The following is a 16,730-nucleotide window of genomic DNA, read 5'->3' as shown; positions in this document are numbered from 1 at the left end:
GAAAAAAGATTCAAATAAACAAGTAAAACAAGCTTTAGCTGAAGGGTCAGTCGAAGCACTTGAAGCACGTATTCAACAGCTTGAAATGGAAAATGAGTACTTAAAAAAGTTAAATGCCTTAGTTCAAAACAAGGAAAAATCACAAAACAAGACAAAGCGCAAGTAGTCTATGAATTAAGGCATAAATATTCGGTGAAGGCACTTGTGGAGCTAGCTACTATTCCTCGAAGCACGTATTATGATTTAGTAAAGAAAATGAATCGTCCAGATGTAGATGCCGATTTGAAAGCTGAGATTAAAGCGATTTATGAGGAAAATGAAGGTCGTTATGGTTATACCGTCGCATTCGTGATGAATTAACGAATCGTGGCCAGAAAGTGAACCACAAGAAGGTTCAACGCATTATGAAAGAGCTTGGGTTAAAGTGTGTTGTGCGTATGAAGAAATATAAATCCTATAAAGGAAAAGTCGGTAGAATTGCACCTAATATTTTAGAGCGTAATTTTCATACAGATGCACCGAATCAAAAGTGGGTAACAGACATTACAGAGTTTAAATTGTTTGGAGAAAAACTGTATGTATCACCTGTATTAGATTTGTATAATGGTGAAATTATTACCTATACAATTGGTTCTAGACCGACGTATTCGCTTGTTTCAGACATGTTAGAGAAAGCATTGGAACGTTTACCTGAAACCCACCAGCTACTGATGCATTCGGATCAAGGATGGCATTATCAAATGAGACAGTACGTCCGGACACTTGAATCAAGGGGGATCGTACAGAGTATGTCTCGAAAAGGAAACTGTTACGACAACGCAGTAATAGAAAATTTCTTTGGGATTATGAAGTCGGAGTTCCTCTACATAAAAGAATTTGAAAATGTAGAGCACTTTAAAATAGAATTAGAAAAATATATAGATTATTATAATACGAAACGGATTAAGGCAAAATTAAAAATGAGCCCGGTACAATACCGGACTCACTTTTATCAAGCTGCCTAATGAAATAACTGTGTCTAACTTTTAGGGGTCACTTCAGAGTGATGCTCTACTTTTTCACATCACTGATCAAACCAATTCCAAACCTCAATATCTCCAAGAGTCGCATAACGTACGTGAGGTGAGTTTTGTAATTTTAACAATTCTTTCGACGGCCCAGTAATGACAATGCCATATACTTTTACGCCGTTATCTTTTACATACTCATAACGTTTATCTAAGTTCAGCTCTTTTTCAGAAGTTTGAGTAGTTTTACTTACAGTTTCTTTATGTGTAGAAAGAATACGCATCATTTCGATTACTTCATCTTCTTTTGTCTTTGGTCGTTTTGCTTCATTATCAGGGAGATTTATATGTTCTGAAAATCCGATAACCTCTCCGCCATGTAGGATGAAATCTTCTTCATCTATTCTTTCTTGCCCTGTGTCTAAAGCGTACCATATAGGAGTGGGCGGCATTTCTTGTGCTTCAAATGTGCTATATAGAATGGATGCTAATTCTTGTAAAGTGTAAGGTTTGTCAAAAGATATCGCTACTTCTGCAACGGTGCCCTCATGTATCTTTCCGAGTGTACTCCAAACTTTTTTAGAGATTTCTTTCAAATGATCATCTTGCTTTATTTTTGGGTGAACAAAGGAAAGTTTGTTGGAATAGGGTTTATTTGCCCATGATTGATTTGTGTCAGTTACAGATGATAAGAAGCTACGCGTTGTTACTGTACCAATTGGCATTTCTTTTTTACCGACCGTTTTAACTAAATTCATTTCAATTTCTGTACGGAAAAAGGGTTTAATCTTTGTACTGCCTCCAGTGGAACGACTATTTGGAATTGTTGCTTCTAGTGCGAGTGCTGGAATCTCATTTACTTCAACTAATTTTTTTATATTATAGAAGTAAAAAGAAGATGAGAAATGACCAACAAAATAGATTGCAATACAAACGGCAAGGACAAAGCTAACGGTTTGCCAACGTTGTTTCCATTTTATTTTCCAAAACGGAACTTTCAGGTTTTGTGGTGGTAGTTTTTTCTTTATTGTTTCACTTTTTGAAAGCAATTGATCTAAGTAAGCCTCGCATTCTTCACATGTCTCAATATGACTTTCTAACAGTTTCTGTTCATCATGCGTGAGCGTTCCGTTTGCGTACTTCTCCCATAGTTTTTTAAATTCTGTACAACCCATCCGTATCACTCCTTTATGCTTTTCATTTCTTTTCGACCACGGTGTAATTCAATTTTCACTTTCGCTTGTGAGAGACCGGTCATCTCTGCTATTTCTTTATATGAGAATCCGTAGTAATCTCGTAGTAACAGAACATTTCGTCTTTTAAGCGGAAGAGAAGATAAACCTTCTAACCAACTAGCAATCTCATGTTTTATGAAATAAGAGTGCTCTGTACTTGGCACGTTTGGTAAATGGAATTCTGTAATTGTCGTCGTTTTATATCTTTTTTCTTTTCGATACCAATCGATAAAGGCGTTGTAGGCAATTGTAAATAACCACGGTCTAATTTCTTCGCCTTTGTAATAGTCAATATGGACGAGCATGCGGTAAAAGGTTTCTTGCATGAGATCTTCAGCAAAATGGGAATCTCCGGTTAGGGAGAGAAGATAGCGAAATAAATCTTGCATATGTTCTGAATAAATTTCTTCTAATGATTGTTTACGTTTCACTACATTTCCCTCCCTTCACACATAACAACGAAAAACATATAAAAAAGTTACAATTTTTTATGGAATTATAGTAAAAAACGTCAAGAATTGGATAAGATTCTCTTTTATCATAATACATATAAGGCGGGTGAACAGAGATGGAAAGCTATGAAACACAAATTCAAAGGTCCATTGATTATATCGAGGAAGATGTAATGGAAAAACAGACGCTGCGTAAGTTAGCTCGCATTGCAGGTTTTTCTGAGTCGCATTTTCATCGTGTATTCCAGGCGTTAGTAGGTGATACGGTAATGGAGTATGTTCGGAAGAGGAGGTTAGCCCGGGCAGCTTATCAACTTTCTCATACGGATGAAAAAATTATTGATATCGCATTTGAACATGGCTTTCAATCTCACGAAACGTTCACGAGAGCCTTTAAAAAATTGTTTCAAATGACACCGAGTGAATATCGAAAGCAGGAAATAGAAACACCGATGTATTACAGCGTGAATGTAAAGCAAAGAAAATTAAATCCGTATTTAGGAGGCATACAAATGGAATATCGTATTGTAAATAAACCGGAATTTTTAGTGGCGGGTTATGAACTGAAGACGACAAGTAAAGAAGGGAAGAACCATCAAGACATTCCAGCATTTTGGCAAGAATATTTACAAAAAGATCTTGGAACGACAATTCCGAATCGTAAAGATACGAGCCAATGGGTAGAGCTTGGATTATGTACTGATTTTAATTTAGAAACAGGGGACTTCACTTATATTATCGGAATGGAAGTCACAGACTTTGAAAATGTACCAAATGAAATTGCAAAGCGTACGTTCCCAGCAGCAACATATGCGGTATTTACAACGCCGAAAGTTCCTCATGAAGAAATGGTATCGTCTATTCACCAAACGTGGAATGCAGTATTCTCAGAGTGGTTCCCGCATTCAGGATACGAACATTGCGGCGTTACAGAGTTTGAATTATACGATGAGCGTTGTCACGAAGATAAAAGTGAGTTCGCTCAAGTAGAGCTTTGGATACCGGTGAAGAAGAAGTAATAGAGTAAGGGCGAATCATTGGGAGGTGGTTCGCTTTTTTATTTCGTGAAATTTCAATTGGTCTGGAATCGTTGTTTTTCAGGAGCTTTGCATATAAGATGGGGTGCTATAGTTGTTGATTTTTGTCGGTAAGTCGATATATTTAGAAAATCGCTGATATATTTTGATTTGCGCCGATATATTTAGAAAATCGCTGATATATTTTGATTTGCGCCGATATATTTGAAAAATCGCCGATATATTCGCAAAATCGCCGATATAATTTCATATACTGCTAAAACAACTCAGAAAGATGGTCTATATCATTTCATATACCGCTAAACTCTCCCGAAAAAGAAAAGACGCCACATAGCGCCTTTTCTACGAACGAAACGGAAACACAAGTATAATCGTCGTTCCTTTTCCTAGTTCACTATCAATAGAAATCGCTCCGTTATGAGCATGAACGAGTTGCTTTGTAATAGCGAGACCAAGTCCAGTTCCAATGTTGCTTTCTTCTGTATTTGTTCCTCTGTAATATCGCTCAAATAGAAGCTCTTTCGTTTTATCATCCATTCCTTTTCCGTTATCTGAAATAGAGAGTGTGAATGAAGTAGCATTTTGTGAAAGCTTTACAATTACATTAGTCGTTTCATTATTATGTTTTACAGCGTTTACGAGTAAGTTTTCAATAATACGCTGGAACCATTTTTCTTCAATGAAATATTGAATTTTATTTGAGCTTGGTACGAATTCAATATTTTGATTTTGAAGTGTCGGATTATTAATGAATTGTAATAATACTTTTTGGACGAATTGATTCATTTCAATGTTTACATGCTGTGCAGGGAGACTATTATTTTTTAATTGATACGTTAAGCTTAAGTCATCAATTAGTGTGGTCATATATTGAGATTTTTCTTTCATAACGCTGCCGAATTGCTGAATGTCACGATCAGTCCAGTTATACTGTTTTGATTCTAGTAATAATGCGTAGCCGTATATAGAACTTAGTGGTGTTTTTAAATCGTGCGTTAGACCAGTAATCCATTCTTCACGTGTTTGCTGCAGTACTTGCCTCATCGCATCATTTTTTTTGAGTGTAATAGAAAGGTGCTCTAGTGAATTTGTAACATCACTAAATAAGCGGAATGACCATTTTTCTTTACCAGATTTCCTGAACCTGATAGGTTTTCCTTTTTTACTAACAGGCTCTTCGTACTTTCCACCAGCTATGTTTTTAAGCCAGCGCATCGCATGTAATAACGGTTTTCCAAATTTATTACCGTACCAAATAGAAAGAATGACTAAATAAACAAATACGATAAGAAGGATTAATCCGCATCCGATTAGAAACTTTTTAGCAAATACATCGTCTATTTCATCATCAGGGTAGTAGTACTCATTTTTGGCAGTTATAACGAGAAGATGATTGCTATTTGTGTCATAAAAGCTAGACGTGTTTTCCTTATGATTCCACGGCTCTTTTTCGCTAAGAGCGGCTTGTATAACAGAAAACGTTTTTTTCTTTCCGTTTGGATAGGAGAATACTTCTTCGCCAACGCTATTAAAGATTTGAAGTGTTGCTTTTTCTTTAGAAAGTAACTGTTTTTCTTCTTCTGTTAATGTGAACGAATCTGTAGATACAGAAGGGTGCGTTTTCCGGATTGTTTTTAGTAATGCATTGCTTTTTAACATACCACCGTAAATAACAAGTACGTTTTTTTCTTCTAATTCAATTTCCCAATATGTAAATGTATAAGGACTTTCTATGTGATTCTGTATATACGAGAATAAAGATGTTTTCGTATAAGATGTCGGTACGTCACTAGGTGTATTAAAGTGATAGAGAACTTTTCCGTTTTCCTCTACAACTTGAATCCAATCATTTTTCTCTTTAATTAAGTCTTTTACTTCAGCTTTTAACGAAATATCGCCATCTTCTGAAGAAATGTATCTTGCAATCATAAAATTTTCAGCATCTGGAATGTTCGGTTCGTATGAAGTACTCGTAACAAGAAAAATTAAATACGTGAATGCAGCTACTACAGCAATTAGTAATGTAACTAAAACAAATACGTGTTGCATGATAAACTGGATAATAAGTCGTTTATTAAAGTTCATATCGTCACCCTACTTTGTAATGAACTTATAGCCAAGTCCGCGAACGGTTTTTATATATTCTGGTTTACTTGGGTCTTGTTCGATTTTTTCACGTAGTTTTCGAATGTGGACCATAACGGTATTGTCATCGCCATTGTAGGCAGGTGCTCCCCAAACTTTCTCGTATATTTCTTCTTTTGAAAATACGTAGTTCGGATTCTCGCAAAAGAAGAGTAATAGCTGAAATAGCTGGGCGGAACATTCGACAACACGCCCATTTACTGTAAGCTCTGCGGAATATCGATCAATTTCAAATCTACCAAATGAACTGGATTGTGCTTTTTGTTCGTGTGGCATAACTTGCTTCATATGTCTTCGGAGTTGTGCTTTCATACGAGCTACCACTTCAAGTGGATTAAATGGCTTCGTAATATAATCATCTGCACCGTGTGAAAATCCAGATATTTTATCTAAATCAGATGTTTTAGCTGTGAGGAAGAAGATAGGACAATCTGTTTTTTGACGAATGATTGGACAAATATCAAAACCAGATTGTCCAGGAAGCATGACATCTAAAATAATTAAATCGTAATCGTTTTGCTGAGTGAGAGATAAAGCTATTTCAGCGGATGTTGCAGTTGTAATATGAGAAAAACCTTCTTTTTCAAGAATGGTAGTTAGTAATTGTAAAATTGCTGTTTCATCATCAACGAGCAAAATATTTGCTTCATACATAAAAATCCCTCCTAATTTCCTCGAATATCATATCATCTTTCTGTAACTTATGGAATTTTTAAGGAAATTTTAAGGTTTTCTTTCTCAAAAAATTAAGAATCAAATGATATGATAAAAGTAACATAGGGGAGGAGATGAGTGTGAATCCGTTTCAAACGATGCGAGCTAGATATTTTTTAATTGTATTTGCACTATTAACTGTAGTTGCAAGAGCCAGTAATGAATTGATAGAAAATACATTTCATATGCAAAATTCTACTTTTATAAATATTCTTATATTCTATATTTTGCCGATTACGTGGATTTATTTTGAGTATAAAAAACACCGTGTTGCATTTTCATTATTTATTAATAGAAATGAAACATTTAACCTGGTGCAAGTTTTATACATTACGATCATGTTATGCGTGTTTAGTTATGGATATCTTATTTTGTACATGTATAGCTTTGCATGGATTACACCGACATTTATTATGAACGCATTACGCGAACCGATTATGGATAGCACTGGAGGATACGTTTATCAAGTTATTATGGTCGTATTCATCGCACCAATTATTGGGGAATTTGTTTTTCGCGGATTTTTACTGCAACGCTTCGCAGCAAAATGGGGAACGAGTATAGCGATCATTGCTGTAGCAATATTGTTTGCATTGTTACATGTTGATTTCCTAGGTGCAATTGTATTTAGCGTTGTACTATCAATCGTATATATTCGTACGAATAGTTTACTCATGCCAATCGCTATTCACATGTTAAACAATGCATTTGTAATCGGTGCTTCTTTTTTAATAAATAAAGAAGAGATAATGAGTTTTACAGATTTCTCAAATTATACGACGTTCTTTCCAGGACTTATTATTTTTATAACAGGATTAAACTTAGTACTCATCTTTTTATTTGTTAACCGCAAATATTGGAGTAAAGAAATGCCCGCTATATATGTAGAGCAGGAAAAAAGCTTTTCAGACGTAGTGGGGAGTAAATGAGATGAAGAAGACGATTGAAAAAATATTGAAAGAATATTGAAAGACATTATAGATGCTACGTCTATTACAGATATGTGTGATAAAAGCGTTTGTCATTGGCTGCAACCTGTAGTAGATACGATTGTGTTTCCGGAGTATTACTTATTTTCTAGTACTCATGTAAAAGAAAATATTATTTCTCTTCTCATTGTGTTAGGAATTTTACTACTATTTGGTCTAATTGTAGAAGAAATGATGAAGCGCATCTTCAGAAAAAATGAAGAGAAGTATATGTGGGTTCATAACGTATTCGAGAAAGTAATAGTGGCTTTCCTTTTGTTTTATAGTATGAAAACAATCATTTACTTTATAGCTTTGAAACATCATTCATTCTAAATTTGAAAGGGATGTATAAAATTATATGAATGAAACAATATCATCAAATAAGTTTTTTTATTTGATTGTGCTTAGTATAGTGCTAATAACGACAGTCAACGTTATTCTTCGCTGGGAGGAAGCTTATTTCTTTATGTATTTAGCGCTTCATTTGTTAGGAATTCTCTGTATCAGTGGCGGTGTAGTTGCTGAAAAAAAGAGTGAAGAAAGCGTTAATTATATGTGCGTGACCGGTCTTATTTTACTTTTAGCTGTACAAGGGATTATGAAATATAGTTCTTTTTCTCTGCAAGATTTTAGCTTATTAATGGATGTACTTCCTTAAGGAGGCACGTTATGTTATCTAAGAAGCAAATAGGATATGTACTAGTTTTAATTGGATTTTTTACGCTTATTGTAACGACTTTATTTTTTCAAGACTATGAATATATACGCTATATAAAAGGCGCTGGTTTAATATGCTGGGTTGTAAGTACGTTTCTTATCCCAGAGTATGAACCGAAGAAAGCGTCTAAAGGTAGGTAAAACTCTTCTATTTGTAGAAGAGTTTTTTTATGTAAATAAAAGGATCTCGAGCAATTCGCGTAATAAGCTTGTTCTAATTTAGCACGTACGAACTTACAATAATAATAGACAGGCAGCATAGAGGAGGGAATAGCGTGAGGAAGGTTATCGGGTGGTCGCTTTTTTTGTACGTTGGGTTTGCGTTATTTATATATTGGTATTTATTTGGATGGAATCATGAACTAATTCCTGACATGTACAAAGGAACGAGTGCAGATCCAGAAACGTTTATGAATGCAAGAGAGCTTACGCTAAGCCAAGATTATTCGCGCGTGAAAAATTTACTGTATTTTTTAGCGACGCCTCTTGAATGGATTATTTTATTATTTGTACTTGTGCTCGGTATTTCAAAAAAGTTTGAGAAATGGTCGAAGGAAACGACGAAAATAAGTGTCCTGCAAGTTGCGATTTATTTCTTTTATTTATCACTACTTACAACAGTTCTTGCCCTGCCGATGCAATGGATTAGCCGAAAAGTTTCTGTTGATTACGGTATTTCCACGCAAAGTACACAAAGCTGGATAAAAGATCATGTTATCGGTTTTTGGGAGAGCTATGCGACGATGTTAATTGTAGTTACGGTTCTTCTATGGCTTATTCGCAAATTCCCGAAGAGATGGTGGTTAGCAGGGTGGGCACTCTCTGTTCCGTTTACAATCTTTTTAACATTTATACAGCCTGTCGTGATTGATCCACTTTATAACGACTTCTCGACGCTGAAAAATAAAGAATTAGAAACGAAAATTTTAGCGATAGCAGACAAAGCCGATATTCCAGCAAAACACGTATATGAAGTAAATATGTCGGAAAAAACGAATGCGTTAAATGCATATGTAACAGGAATTGGCCCTAACGCTCGTATTGTAATGTGGGATACGACGCTTAAGCAATTAAAAGATAAAGAGATTTTATTTATAATGGCCCATGAAATGGGGCATTATGTTATGAAACATATATATTGGGGCGTTGCGAGTTATATGTTGCTATCGTTTATAGGGATGTACCTCATTAGTCGTATTATCAATATGTGTATTCGAAAATGGGGGGATACGCTGCAAATGTCAAAAGCAGCATGTTTCTCAATTTTACCTTTATTTTTCTTAATTTCTTCTGTCCTCTCTTTTGCATCACAGCCAGCAACAAACTATGTTTCTCGTATAGAAGAACGAGCGGCAGATCAATACGCTCTAGATATGACGAAGGACGGGAAATCTGGTGTAAAAACGTTTCAATATTTATCAAAAACGAGCTTAAGCCAAGTAAATCCGCCTGCGTTAGTAAAGTTTTTCTTATATACACACCCACCAATTTTTGAAAGAATTCATACGTTTGAACAATATGAAAAGGAAAAGAAGCGGTAGTATACTGCTTCTTTTTTTATGCGTTATTCGAGTTTTGGAAAATTATAGTGTATAATATATGGAATATTCAGTGAAATGTTTAGGAGGTTAATATTTTGTTTCATTCAAAATCAATGCCGGCTATAAAAATGATCCTTTCGATGTCTATTTTCGGATCAATTGGATTTTTCTCTGTTCAAACAGGTTTACCGTCTTTTGAATTAGTATTCGTTCGTTGTATTTGTGCGACTATATTTTTAGCATTATGTTGGCTCGTAACAGGACAATATAAAAGTGAGCAATGGAATAAAAAAGAAGTCATGCAAATATTAGCATGCGGTGTATTTCTCGTTTTTAACTGGGTATTTCTATTTAAAGCATTTGAAGTTATGTCGATTACAATTGCGATTTCAGTTTATCATCTAGCACCCATTATCGTATTAATGATTGGTAGTATTGTATTTAAAGAGAGACTTACAATGTTTGCTGTTTTGTCCATTGTCATTTGTTTTATCGGTACAGTGTTAGTGGCTGGAGTAGATGGAAGTCTATCACTTGAAAAACTGATGTCATCTGGCATGGTATGGGCACTACTTGCGGCACTATTTTATGCTTTTACCACTTTATTAGGAAAAGGAATTCAGCATACGAGCGCATATGCGATGACATTTTTACAAACATTTTTAGGTATATTTTTATTGCTACCATTCGTAGACTTTGGCAAGTTTCAAGGGTTAACAGAGATGAATTGGATGATGATTACAGCGACAGGTCTTATACATACGGGATTTGTATATTACTTATTTTTTGACAGTTTAAGAGATTTATCGACGAGATTAATTTCTGTATTAGTGTTCTTAGATCCTGCGGTTGCAATACTATTAGATACAGTCTTTACCGGGTTTAGACCGACTAGTATGCAAATAGTAGGAATTGTTCTTATATTTGTAGGAATGGCATTTACTTTTCGAAAAACAAAGGGTGAAAAAATAGTAGTAGAAGAAAAATTATATTCTTAATTGTAAATAATTAGTTCGAAATAAATTTATAATTTTCAGATTTATTGTATAATATAATTTGCAGGGAAATAAAGGAAAAGGTAGATGAGAGAGATGAAAAAGCTAGTAAAGATAGCGACATCGTTAACACTAATGGGAGGAATATTTGTAGGTGCAAATGGTGTGTCTGCAAATACAGAGATTATCCAAAAATCTAGTCCTAATATTATGATAAAGTTTGATGATGTAACAACAGATCATTGGGCATATGATGAAATTACAAATTTAGTACATCATCGCATTATGTATGGCTATGGAAATGGTAAGTTTGGGACGGAAGATCATATAACACGTGAACAAGCGGCAGCAGTATTGTACCGCGCACTTCATGTAAAAAGAAGTGCGACTATTGGAAATCCATATGGAGATATTAGTGCGAAATCAACCATGTTCCCTTACGAAATTTTACGCTTAACAAAGATTGGCATTTTTAAAGGAGACGAAAATGGGAATTTCCGTCCGAAAGATACATTGACTCGTGCAGAATTAGCACAAATTTTAACGAAAGCATATGAGTTGAAAACAAAGAGTCCACATACATTTACAGATATACCAGAAAATCATTGGGCAAGGGATGCAATTAGCGCATTGCAGTCTAATAAAGTAGCGGTAGGAACAGGAGATGGCAAGTTCCAGCCTGAAATGCTCGTTACACGTGGGCAATTTGCAAAGTTTTTACAACGATCAATTGATAATTCTCCAGGGAAAATGGAATAGATAAAGAGAAAGCTCATAATTTGTGGAAGAGGTATCTTTCGCTCATTATGAGCTTTTGTTAATAGAGAGGCTACTATTGTCGTATGTTGTAGTTAAGTCGATATAATTGCATTTTTTGTCTAGAAAATGAACTCTTAAAACGTGAAGGATTTCTTTTGAAAAAAGTAGAATATTTATATTATAGAAACACCTTTACATGAATACAGGCAAGAAAATTAGTTTGCGTACAATTCGGTATAAAAATTGAAATTGAGAGCGAATTGGCTTTCCTTTAGTAGTGATTTTCACAATAATAGATTTTTTAAATGTAATATATTGCATAAATGGTGCAAAGGCAACATATGTAATATTGGAAAGGATTTCAGTCTATTATTTTCCGTTTTTTAAAATGGAGGTAAAGGGGAGAGGGCAATGAAGAAGAACATGTTACGTATAATGGCAACGATGACTATTATGGGCGGCTTGTTTGTAAGTATGAATGTTCCTAACGTAAAAGCAGAAGAATATCCAGAAATGATTGTGTTTGATGATGTTCCAGTAAACTACTGGGCATATGACGATATAATGGATGTAGTATACAATAAAGTAATGTTAGGGTATGGAAATGGTAAGTTTGGTGTAGGTGATAATGTAACGAGAGAACAAGTAGCAGCAGTGCTGTATCGTACGTTGAATTTGAAAAGGGAAGGACCTTTAAAAAATCCATACAAAGATATTTCTGAGAGAGCAACAATGTTTTTAGATGAAATTTTAGTATTAACAGAGCATGGTATTTTTAAAGGTGATGAAAAAGGAAACTTTAGACCAACTGCACCAGTAACACGCGCAGAAATGGCACAAATTCTTACGAAAGCATTTACATTTGAGGTGAAGAAGAACCATACATTTAAAGATGTACCAAATAATCATTGGGCAAAAAATGCGATTAGTGCACTGCAGTCTAATCATGTCATAGTAGGAACAGGGAATGGGAAATTTGAACCGAATAAAGTTGTAACACGTGAGCAATATGCAACGTTTTTAAATAAAGCTGTTTTTTATTTTCCAGTAAAAGATGAGAATTATGAATAAAAGTTAAAATATAAGGATGTTTAAATTATATTAATATAATTTATATCAAGAAAAAAGTGTGGGAATTCCACACTTTTTTCTTATTTAAAATTATTTGTAATTATATTGATTTTCTATTCGTAATTTAATTTTTCGATTTTAGTGGATAAGAAGAGATTGAATAAAGTGACTTTTTATTGTTTAAATATACGTTTTAGTAACTTTATTTTTAATAAAGTGTAAATAAAAGTATATGAAATATAGTTCATAAATTAGACAAAAATCACATGGAAATTATATTGTTACGCTTCCATTAATTCTTTATATTAGAAAAAAATATGTTTTTAGGGAGAGAATACTGTGAAGAAAAAGTTTTTAAAAGTAGCAACAGCTTTAACAATTATGGGTGGAGTGGCATTTAGTGCTGAAGGGACAACAGCAAAAGCTGAATTAGCTGCAAAGCCGCAACACGCAAGTCAGGCATTCTTTAAAGATGTACCAGCAGGACATTGGTCTTATGAAGCAATTCAAACTTTAGCAGAACAAGAAATTATGCTTGGTTATGGAAATGGTGTGTTCGGTTTTGGACATAATGTAACACGTGAACAAGTAGCTGCTTTAATTTATCGCACAATGGATTTCAGTGAAGTATTCGAGGAAGGCGATATTCTTGAAAATCCATATAAAGATATTAATGAAAGATCAACAATGTTCTTAGAAGAAATTTTAGTATTAACAGAATTAGGTATCTTTAATGGTGATGGAACTGGAAACTTTAGACCGAAAGATACATTAACACGTGCAGAAATGGCACAAGTGCTTACAGTAGCATATGAGTTAGAAGTAAAAGAAACAAAAGGATTTAAAGATGTACCAAAAGGACATTGGGCAGAAAATGCGATTAATGCAGTAGGTTCAAATGGTATTTCGGTAGGAGATGGAAAGGGTAACTTTGCTCCAAACATGAAAGTAACACGTGAACAATATGCGCAATTCTTATTTAAAACAATTTTTGAATAAATAATAGAACAAGAAGCTGGTATTGTATAACACCGGCTTCTTTTTTATGTGTAATACCGGTGGAAGAATACAGTTTTACAAAAAAACGATTAAATTTTCAAAAAAAACTTCCTTTTCTGAAGATTTGTTATATAATATAAAACATAAAATCAAATCTGTTATAAAACAGTTTAAAAAGGGGATGCTAATATGTCGACGCAAACTTCACGGGTTACATTGCCCGGAGAAATGTTGCCAGCGTACAACGAAATATTGACACCTGAGGCGCTTAGTTTTTTGAAGGAACTACATGGAAATTTCAATGAGCGCCGCATAGAACTTTTACAAAAGCGTGCGGAGAAACAAAAGAGAATTGATGCAGGGGAGTTTCCAAAGTTTTTAGAAGAAACGAAGCACATACGTGAAGCTGATTGGACAATTGCTAAATTGCCAAAAGATTTAGAGGATCGCCGCGTAGAGATTACTGGCCCAGTAGATAGAAAGATGGTTATTAACGCTTTAAATTCAGGAGCACATCTTTTTATGGCGGATTTTGAAGATTCGAATTCACCAACTTGGGAAAATGCGATTGAAGGTCAAATAAACTTACGAGATGCAGTAAAGGGAACGATTTCACATAAAAATGAAAACGGAAAAGAATATCGTTTAAATAGTAAAACAGCAGTATTAATTGTGCGTCCAAGAGGATGGCATTTAGAAGAAAAACATATGCAAGTTGACGGAAAGAATATGTCTGGTAGCTTAGTAGATTTTGGACTTTATTTTTTCCATAATGCGAAAGCTCTTTTAGCAAAAGGAAGCGGTCCATACTTTTACTTACCGAAAATGGAAAGCCATTTAGAAGCAAGGTTATGGAATGATGTTTTCGTATTTGCTCAAAAATATATCGGTATTCCAAACGGAACGATCAAAGCCACGGTGTTACTGGAAACGATACATGCTTCGTTTGAAATGGATGAAATTTTGTATGAGCTTAAAGATCATTCTGCTGGATTAAATTGCGGAAGATGGGATTATATTTTTAGTTTTCTAAAGGGTTTCCGTAATCATAATGAATTTTTACTTCCAGATAGAGCGCAAGTCACGATGACGGCGCCGTTTATGCGCGCGTATTCTTTGAAAGTCATTCAAACGTGTCACCGTCGTAATGCACCAGCTATTGGAGGAATGGCAGCACAAATTCCAATTAAAAACAACCCAAAAGCGAATGAAGCAGCTTTTGAAAAAGTACGTGCGGATAAGGAGCGCGAAGCTTTAGACGGTCATGACGGGACTTGGGTTGCCCACCCGGGACTTGTACCAGTCGCGATGGAAGTATTTAATCACATTATGAAAACGCCGAATCAAATTTTTAGAAAACGTGAAGAAATACATGTTACAGAAAAGGATTTATTAGAAGTACCAGTGGGAACGATTACAGAAGAGGGTCTTCGTATGAATATTAGCGTAGGTATTCAATATATCGCATCTTGGTTAAGCGGACGGGGAGCAGCACCAATTTATAACTTAATGGAAGATGCGGCAACAGCGGAAATTTCTAGGGCACAAGTATGGCAATGGATTCGCCATGAAGGTGGAAAATTAAATGATGGCCGTAATATTACACTTGAATTAATGGAAGAGCTAAAAGAAGAAGAGTTAGCAAAAATAGAAAGAGAGATTGGTAAAGAAGCCTTTAAGAAAGGGAGATTCCAAGAGGCGACAACGTTATTTACAAATCTCGTTCGGAATGATGAATTCGTACCATTTTTAACATTACCGGGTTATGAAATTTTATAAAAAGTGAAAAGGGGATGGAACAAATGAAAAACGAAAGAATCGAGAAATTACAAGAGAGCTGGGAGTTAGATACGCGCTGGAAAGGGATCACACGTCCATATTCGGCAGAAGATGTAATTCGCTTGCGCGGGTCAATTGATATTGAACATACGTTAGCGCGCCGCGGTGCTGAAAAGCTGTGGGCATCGCTTCATACGGAAGATTACATTCATGCACTTGGCGCATTAACAGGAAACCAAGCGATGCAGCAAGTAAAAGCTGGGTTAAAAGCAATTTATTTAAGTGGATGGCAAGTAGCAGCAGATGCAAACCTTTCTGGACATATGTATCCAGACCAAAGTTTATATCCAGCAAACAGCGTACCTGCTGTCGTAAAACGAATTAATCAAACGCTTCAACGTGCGGATCAAATTCAGCATATGGAAGGAAGCGGTGATACAGATTATTTCGTACCAATTGTAGCAGATGCAGAAGCTGGATTTGGCGGACAATTAAACGTATTTGAATTGATGAAAGGTATGATTGAAGCAGGTGCATCTGGCGTGCACTTTGAAGATCAATTATCTTCAGAGAAAAAATGCGGTCATTTAGGCGGAAAAGTATTACTACCAACGCAAACAGCGGTACGTAATTTAATTTCGGCACGCCTTGCTGCAGATGTAATGGGAGTACCGACAATTATCGTTGCAAGAACTGATGCGGATGCAGCTGATTTAATTACGAGCGATATTGATCCGGTTGATAAGGCGTTTATTACAGGAGAAAGGACACCAGAAGGATTTTACCGTACGAAAGCAGGTCTTGACCAAGCGATTGCACGTGGTTTAGCATACGCTCCTTATGCAGACCTCGTTTGGTGTGAAACATCTGAACCAAATTTAGAAGATGCAAAACGATTTGCGGACGCAATTCATAAAGAGCATCCAGGGAAATTGCTTGCATACAATTGTTCCCCTTCATTTAACTGGAAACAAAAACTAGATGAGAAAACAATTGCGAGCTTCCAAAAAGAAATCGCATCTTACGGTTATAAGTTCCAGTTTGTAACACTTGCTGGATTCCACTCATTAAACTACGGCATGTTCGAATTAGCACGCGGCTATAAAGAGCGCGGCATGGCAGCGTACTCTGAACTACAACAAGCAGAATTCGCAGCAGAAAAACACGGCTACTCTGCAACTCGCCATCAACGAGAAGTAGGAACAGGTTACTTTGATGAAGTAGCACAAGTGATTACAGGTGGTACTTCATCAACGACAGCATTAAAAGGATCTACAGAAGAAGCACAATTTACGAAATAAAAGGAAG

General features: G+C 35.4%; 16 protein-coding genes and 1 pseudogene. 13 read left to right on the top strand and 4 right to left on the bottom strand.

The window, feature by feature from the left end; all coding sequences use genetic code 11:
- Positions 1–1,004 (top strand): annotated as a pseudogene (locus ACTFNE_RS17475) (IS3 family transposase); the annotation flags it as partial.
- Positions 1,005–1,063: 59 nt separating this feature from the next.
- On the opposite strand, the gene ACTFNE_RS17470 reads toward ACTFNE_RS17475, so the two are convergent.
- Together ACTFNE_RS17470 and ACTFNE_RS17465 are read right to left on the bottom strand one after the other, a co-directional pair.
- Positions 1,064–2,182, bottom strand: a complete 1,119-nt coding sequence (locus ACTFNE_RS17470; protein WP_270706004.1) for an anti-sigma factor — start codon at positions 2,180–2,182, stop codon at positions 1,064–1,066.
- Between the two features lie 5 nt (positions 2,183–2,187).
- Entirely contained in the window at positions 2,188–2,673 is a 486-nt protein-coding gene (locus ACTFNE_RS17465; RefSeq protein ID WP_046198626.1) for an RNA polymerase sigma factor, read from the bottom strand.
- A gap of 137 nt (positions 2,674–2,810) precedes the next feature.
- Here ACTFNE_RS17465 and ACTFNE_RS17460 point away from each other — a divergent pair, with 137 nt between their 5' ends.
- Complete coding sequence (locus tag ACTFNE_RS17460) at positions 2,811–3,713, top strand: AraC family transcriptional regulator (RefSeq protein WP_000446822.1); 903 nt, start codon at positions 2,811–2,813, stop codon at positions 3,711–3,713.
- 360 nt (positions 3,714–4,073) lie between these two features.
- Here the strand turns inward: ACTFNE_RS17460 and ACTFNE_RS17455 are convergent, their stop codons facing one another.
- Both ACTFNE_RS17455 and ACTFNE_RS17450 read right to left on the bottom strand, forming a co-directional pair.
- A complete protein-coding gene (locus tag ACTFNE_RS17455) occupies positions 4,074–5,816 on the bottom strand; it encodes a sensor histidine kinase (protein ID WP_046198625.1) in 1,743 nt (580 codons plus the stop codon).
- Positions 5,817–5,825: 9 nt separating this feature from the next.
- Positions 5,826–6,530, bottom strand: coding sequence for a response regulator transcription factor (locus ACTFNE_RS17450; RefSeq protein WP_000272687.1), 705 nt, complete (start codon positions 6,528–6,530; stop codon positions 5,826–5,828).
- A gap of 140 nt (positions 6,531–6,670) precedes the next feature.
- Here ACTFNE_RS17450 and ACTFNE_RS17445 point away from each other — a divergent pair, with 140 nt between their 5' ends.
- The 11 genes from ACTFNE_RS17445 (at position 6,671) to aceA (ending at position 16,723) form a co-directional block, all read left to right on the top strand.
- Positions 6,671–7,519 carry a CPBP family intramembrane glutamic endopeptidase gene (locus tag ACTFNE_RS17445; protein ID WP_270706005.1) on the top strand — a complete coding sequence of 283 codons (849 nt, stop codon included), beginning with the start codon at positions 6,671–6,673 and terminating at the stop codon, positions 7,517–7,519.
- A gap of 72 nt (positions 7,520–7,591) precedes the next feature.
- Entirely contained in the window at positions 7,592–7,894 is a 303-nt protein-coding gene (locus tag ACTFNE_RS17440) for a hypothetical protein (RefSeq protein WP_270706029.1), read from the top strand.
- 25 nt (positions 7,895–7,919) lie between these two features.
- On the top strand, positions 7,920–8,219 hold the full coding sequence (locus ACTFNE_RS17435) for a hypothetical protein (RefSeq protein ID WP_001006054.1): 300 nt from the start codon (positions 7,920–7,922) through the stop codon (positions 8,217–8,219).
- A gap of 11 nt (positions 8,220–8,230) precedes the next feature.
- A complete protein-coding gene (locus tag ACTFNE_RS17430) occupies positions 8,231–8,419 on the top strand; it encodes a hypothetical protein (RefSeq protein ID WP_000949420.1) in 189 nt (62 codons plus the stop codon).
- A gap of 134 nt (positions 8,420–8,553) precedes the next feature.
- Complete coding sequence (locus ACTFNE_RS17425) at positions 8,554–9,819, top strand: M48 family metallopeptidase (protein ID WP_270706006.1); 1,266 nt, start codon at positions 8,554–8,556, stop codon at positions 9,817–9,819.
- Between the two features lie 95 nt (positions 9,820–9,914).
- Positions 9,915–10,817 carry a DMT family transporter gene (locus ACTFNE_RS17420; RefSeq protein WP_000469094.1) on the top strand — a complete coding sequence of 301 codons (903 nt, stop codon included), beginning with the start codon at positions 9,915–9,917 and terminating at the stop codon, positions 10,815–10,817.
- Positions 10,818–10,901: 84 nt separating this feature from the next.
- Complete coding sequence (locus tag ACTFNE_RS17415; protein WP_270706007.1) at positions 10,902–11,573, top strand: S-layer homology domain-containing protein; 672 nt, start codon at positions 10,902–10,904, stop codon at positions 11,571–11,573.
- Between the two features lie 411 nt (positions 11,574–11,984).
- Positions 11,985–12,644 carry an S-layer homology domain-containing protein gene (locus tag ACTFNE_RS17410; protein WP_270706008.1) on the top strand — a complete coding sequence of 220 codons (660 nt, stop codon included), beginning with the start codon at positions 11,985–11,987 and terminating at the stop codon, positions 12,642–12,644.
- A 339-nt stretch (positions 12,645–12,983) separates the two neighbouring features.
- Positions 12,984–13,643: an S-layer homology domain-containing protein gene (locus ACTFNE_RS17405; RefSeq protein ID WP_270706009.1), complete on the top strand. Its 660-nt coding sequence runs from the start codon at positions 12,984–12,986 to the stop codon at positions 13,641–13,643.
- 189 nt (positions 13,644–13,832) lie between these two features.
- On the top strand, positions 13,833–15,422 hold the full coding sequence (gene aceB, locus ACTFNE_RS17400) for a malate synthase A (protein ID WP_000107307.1): 1,590 nt from the start codon (positions 13,833–13,835) through the stop codon (positions 15,420–15,422).
- 23 nt (positions 15,423–15,445) lie between these two features.
- Positions 15,446–16,723, top strand: coding sequence for an isocitrate lyase (gene aceA, locus ACTFNE_RS17395; RefSeq protein ID WP_000787352.1), 1,278 nt, complete (start codon positions 15,446–15,448; stop codon positions 16,721–16,723).
- Positions 16,724–16,730: the final 7 nt, after the last annotated feature.

The organism is Bacillus cereus group sp. MYBKT111-2 (assembly GCF_051915205.1).
Lineage (GTDB): Bacteria > Bacillota > Bacilli > Bacillales > Bacillaceae_G > Bacillus_A > Bacillus_A paranthracis.
This window is presented reverse-complemented; position numbering and strand designations above follow the sequence as displayed.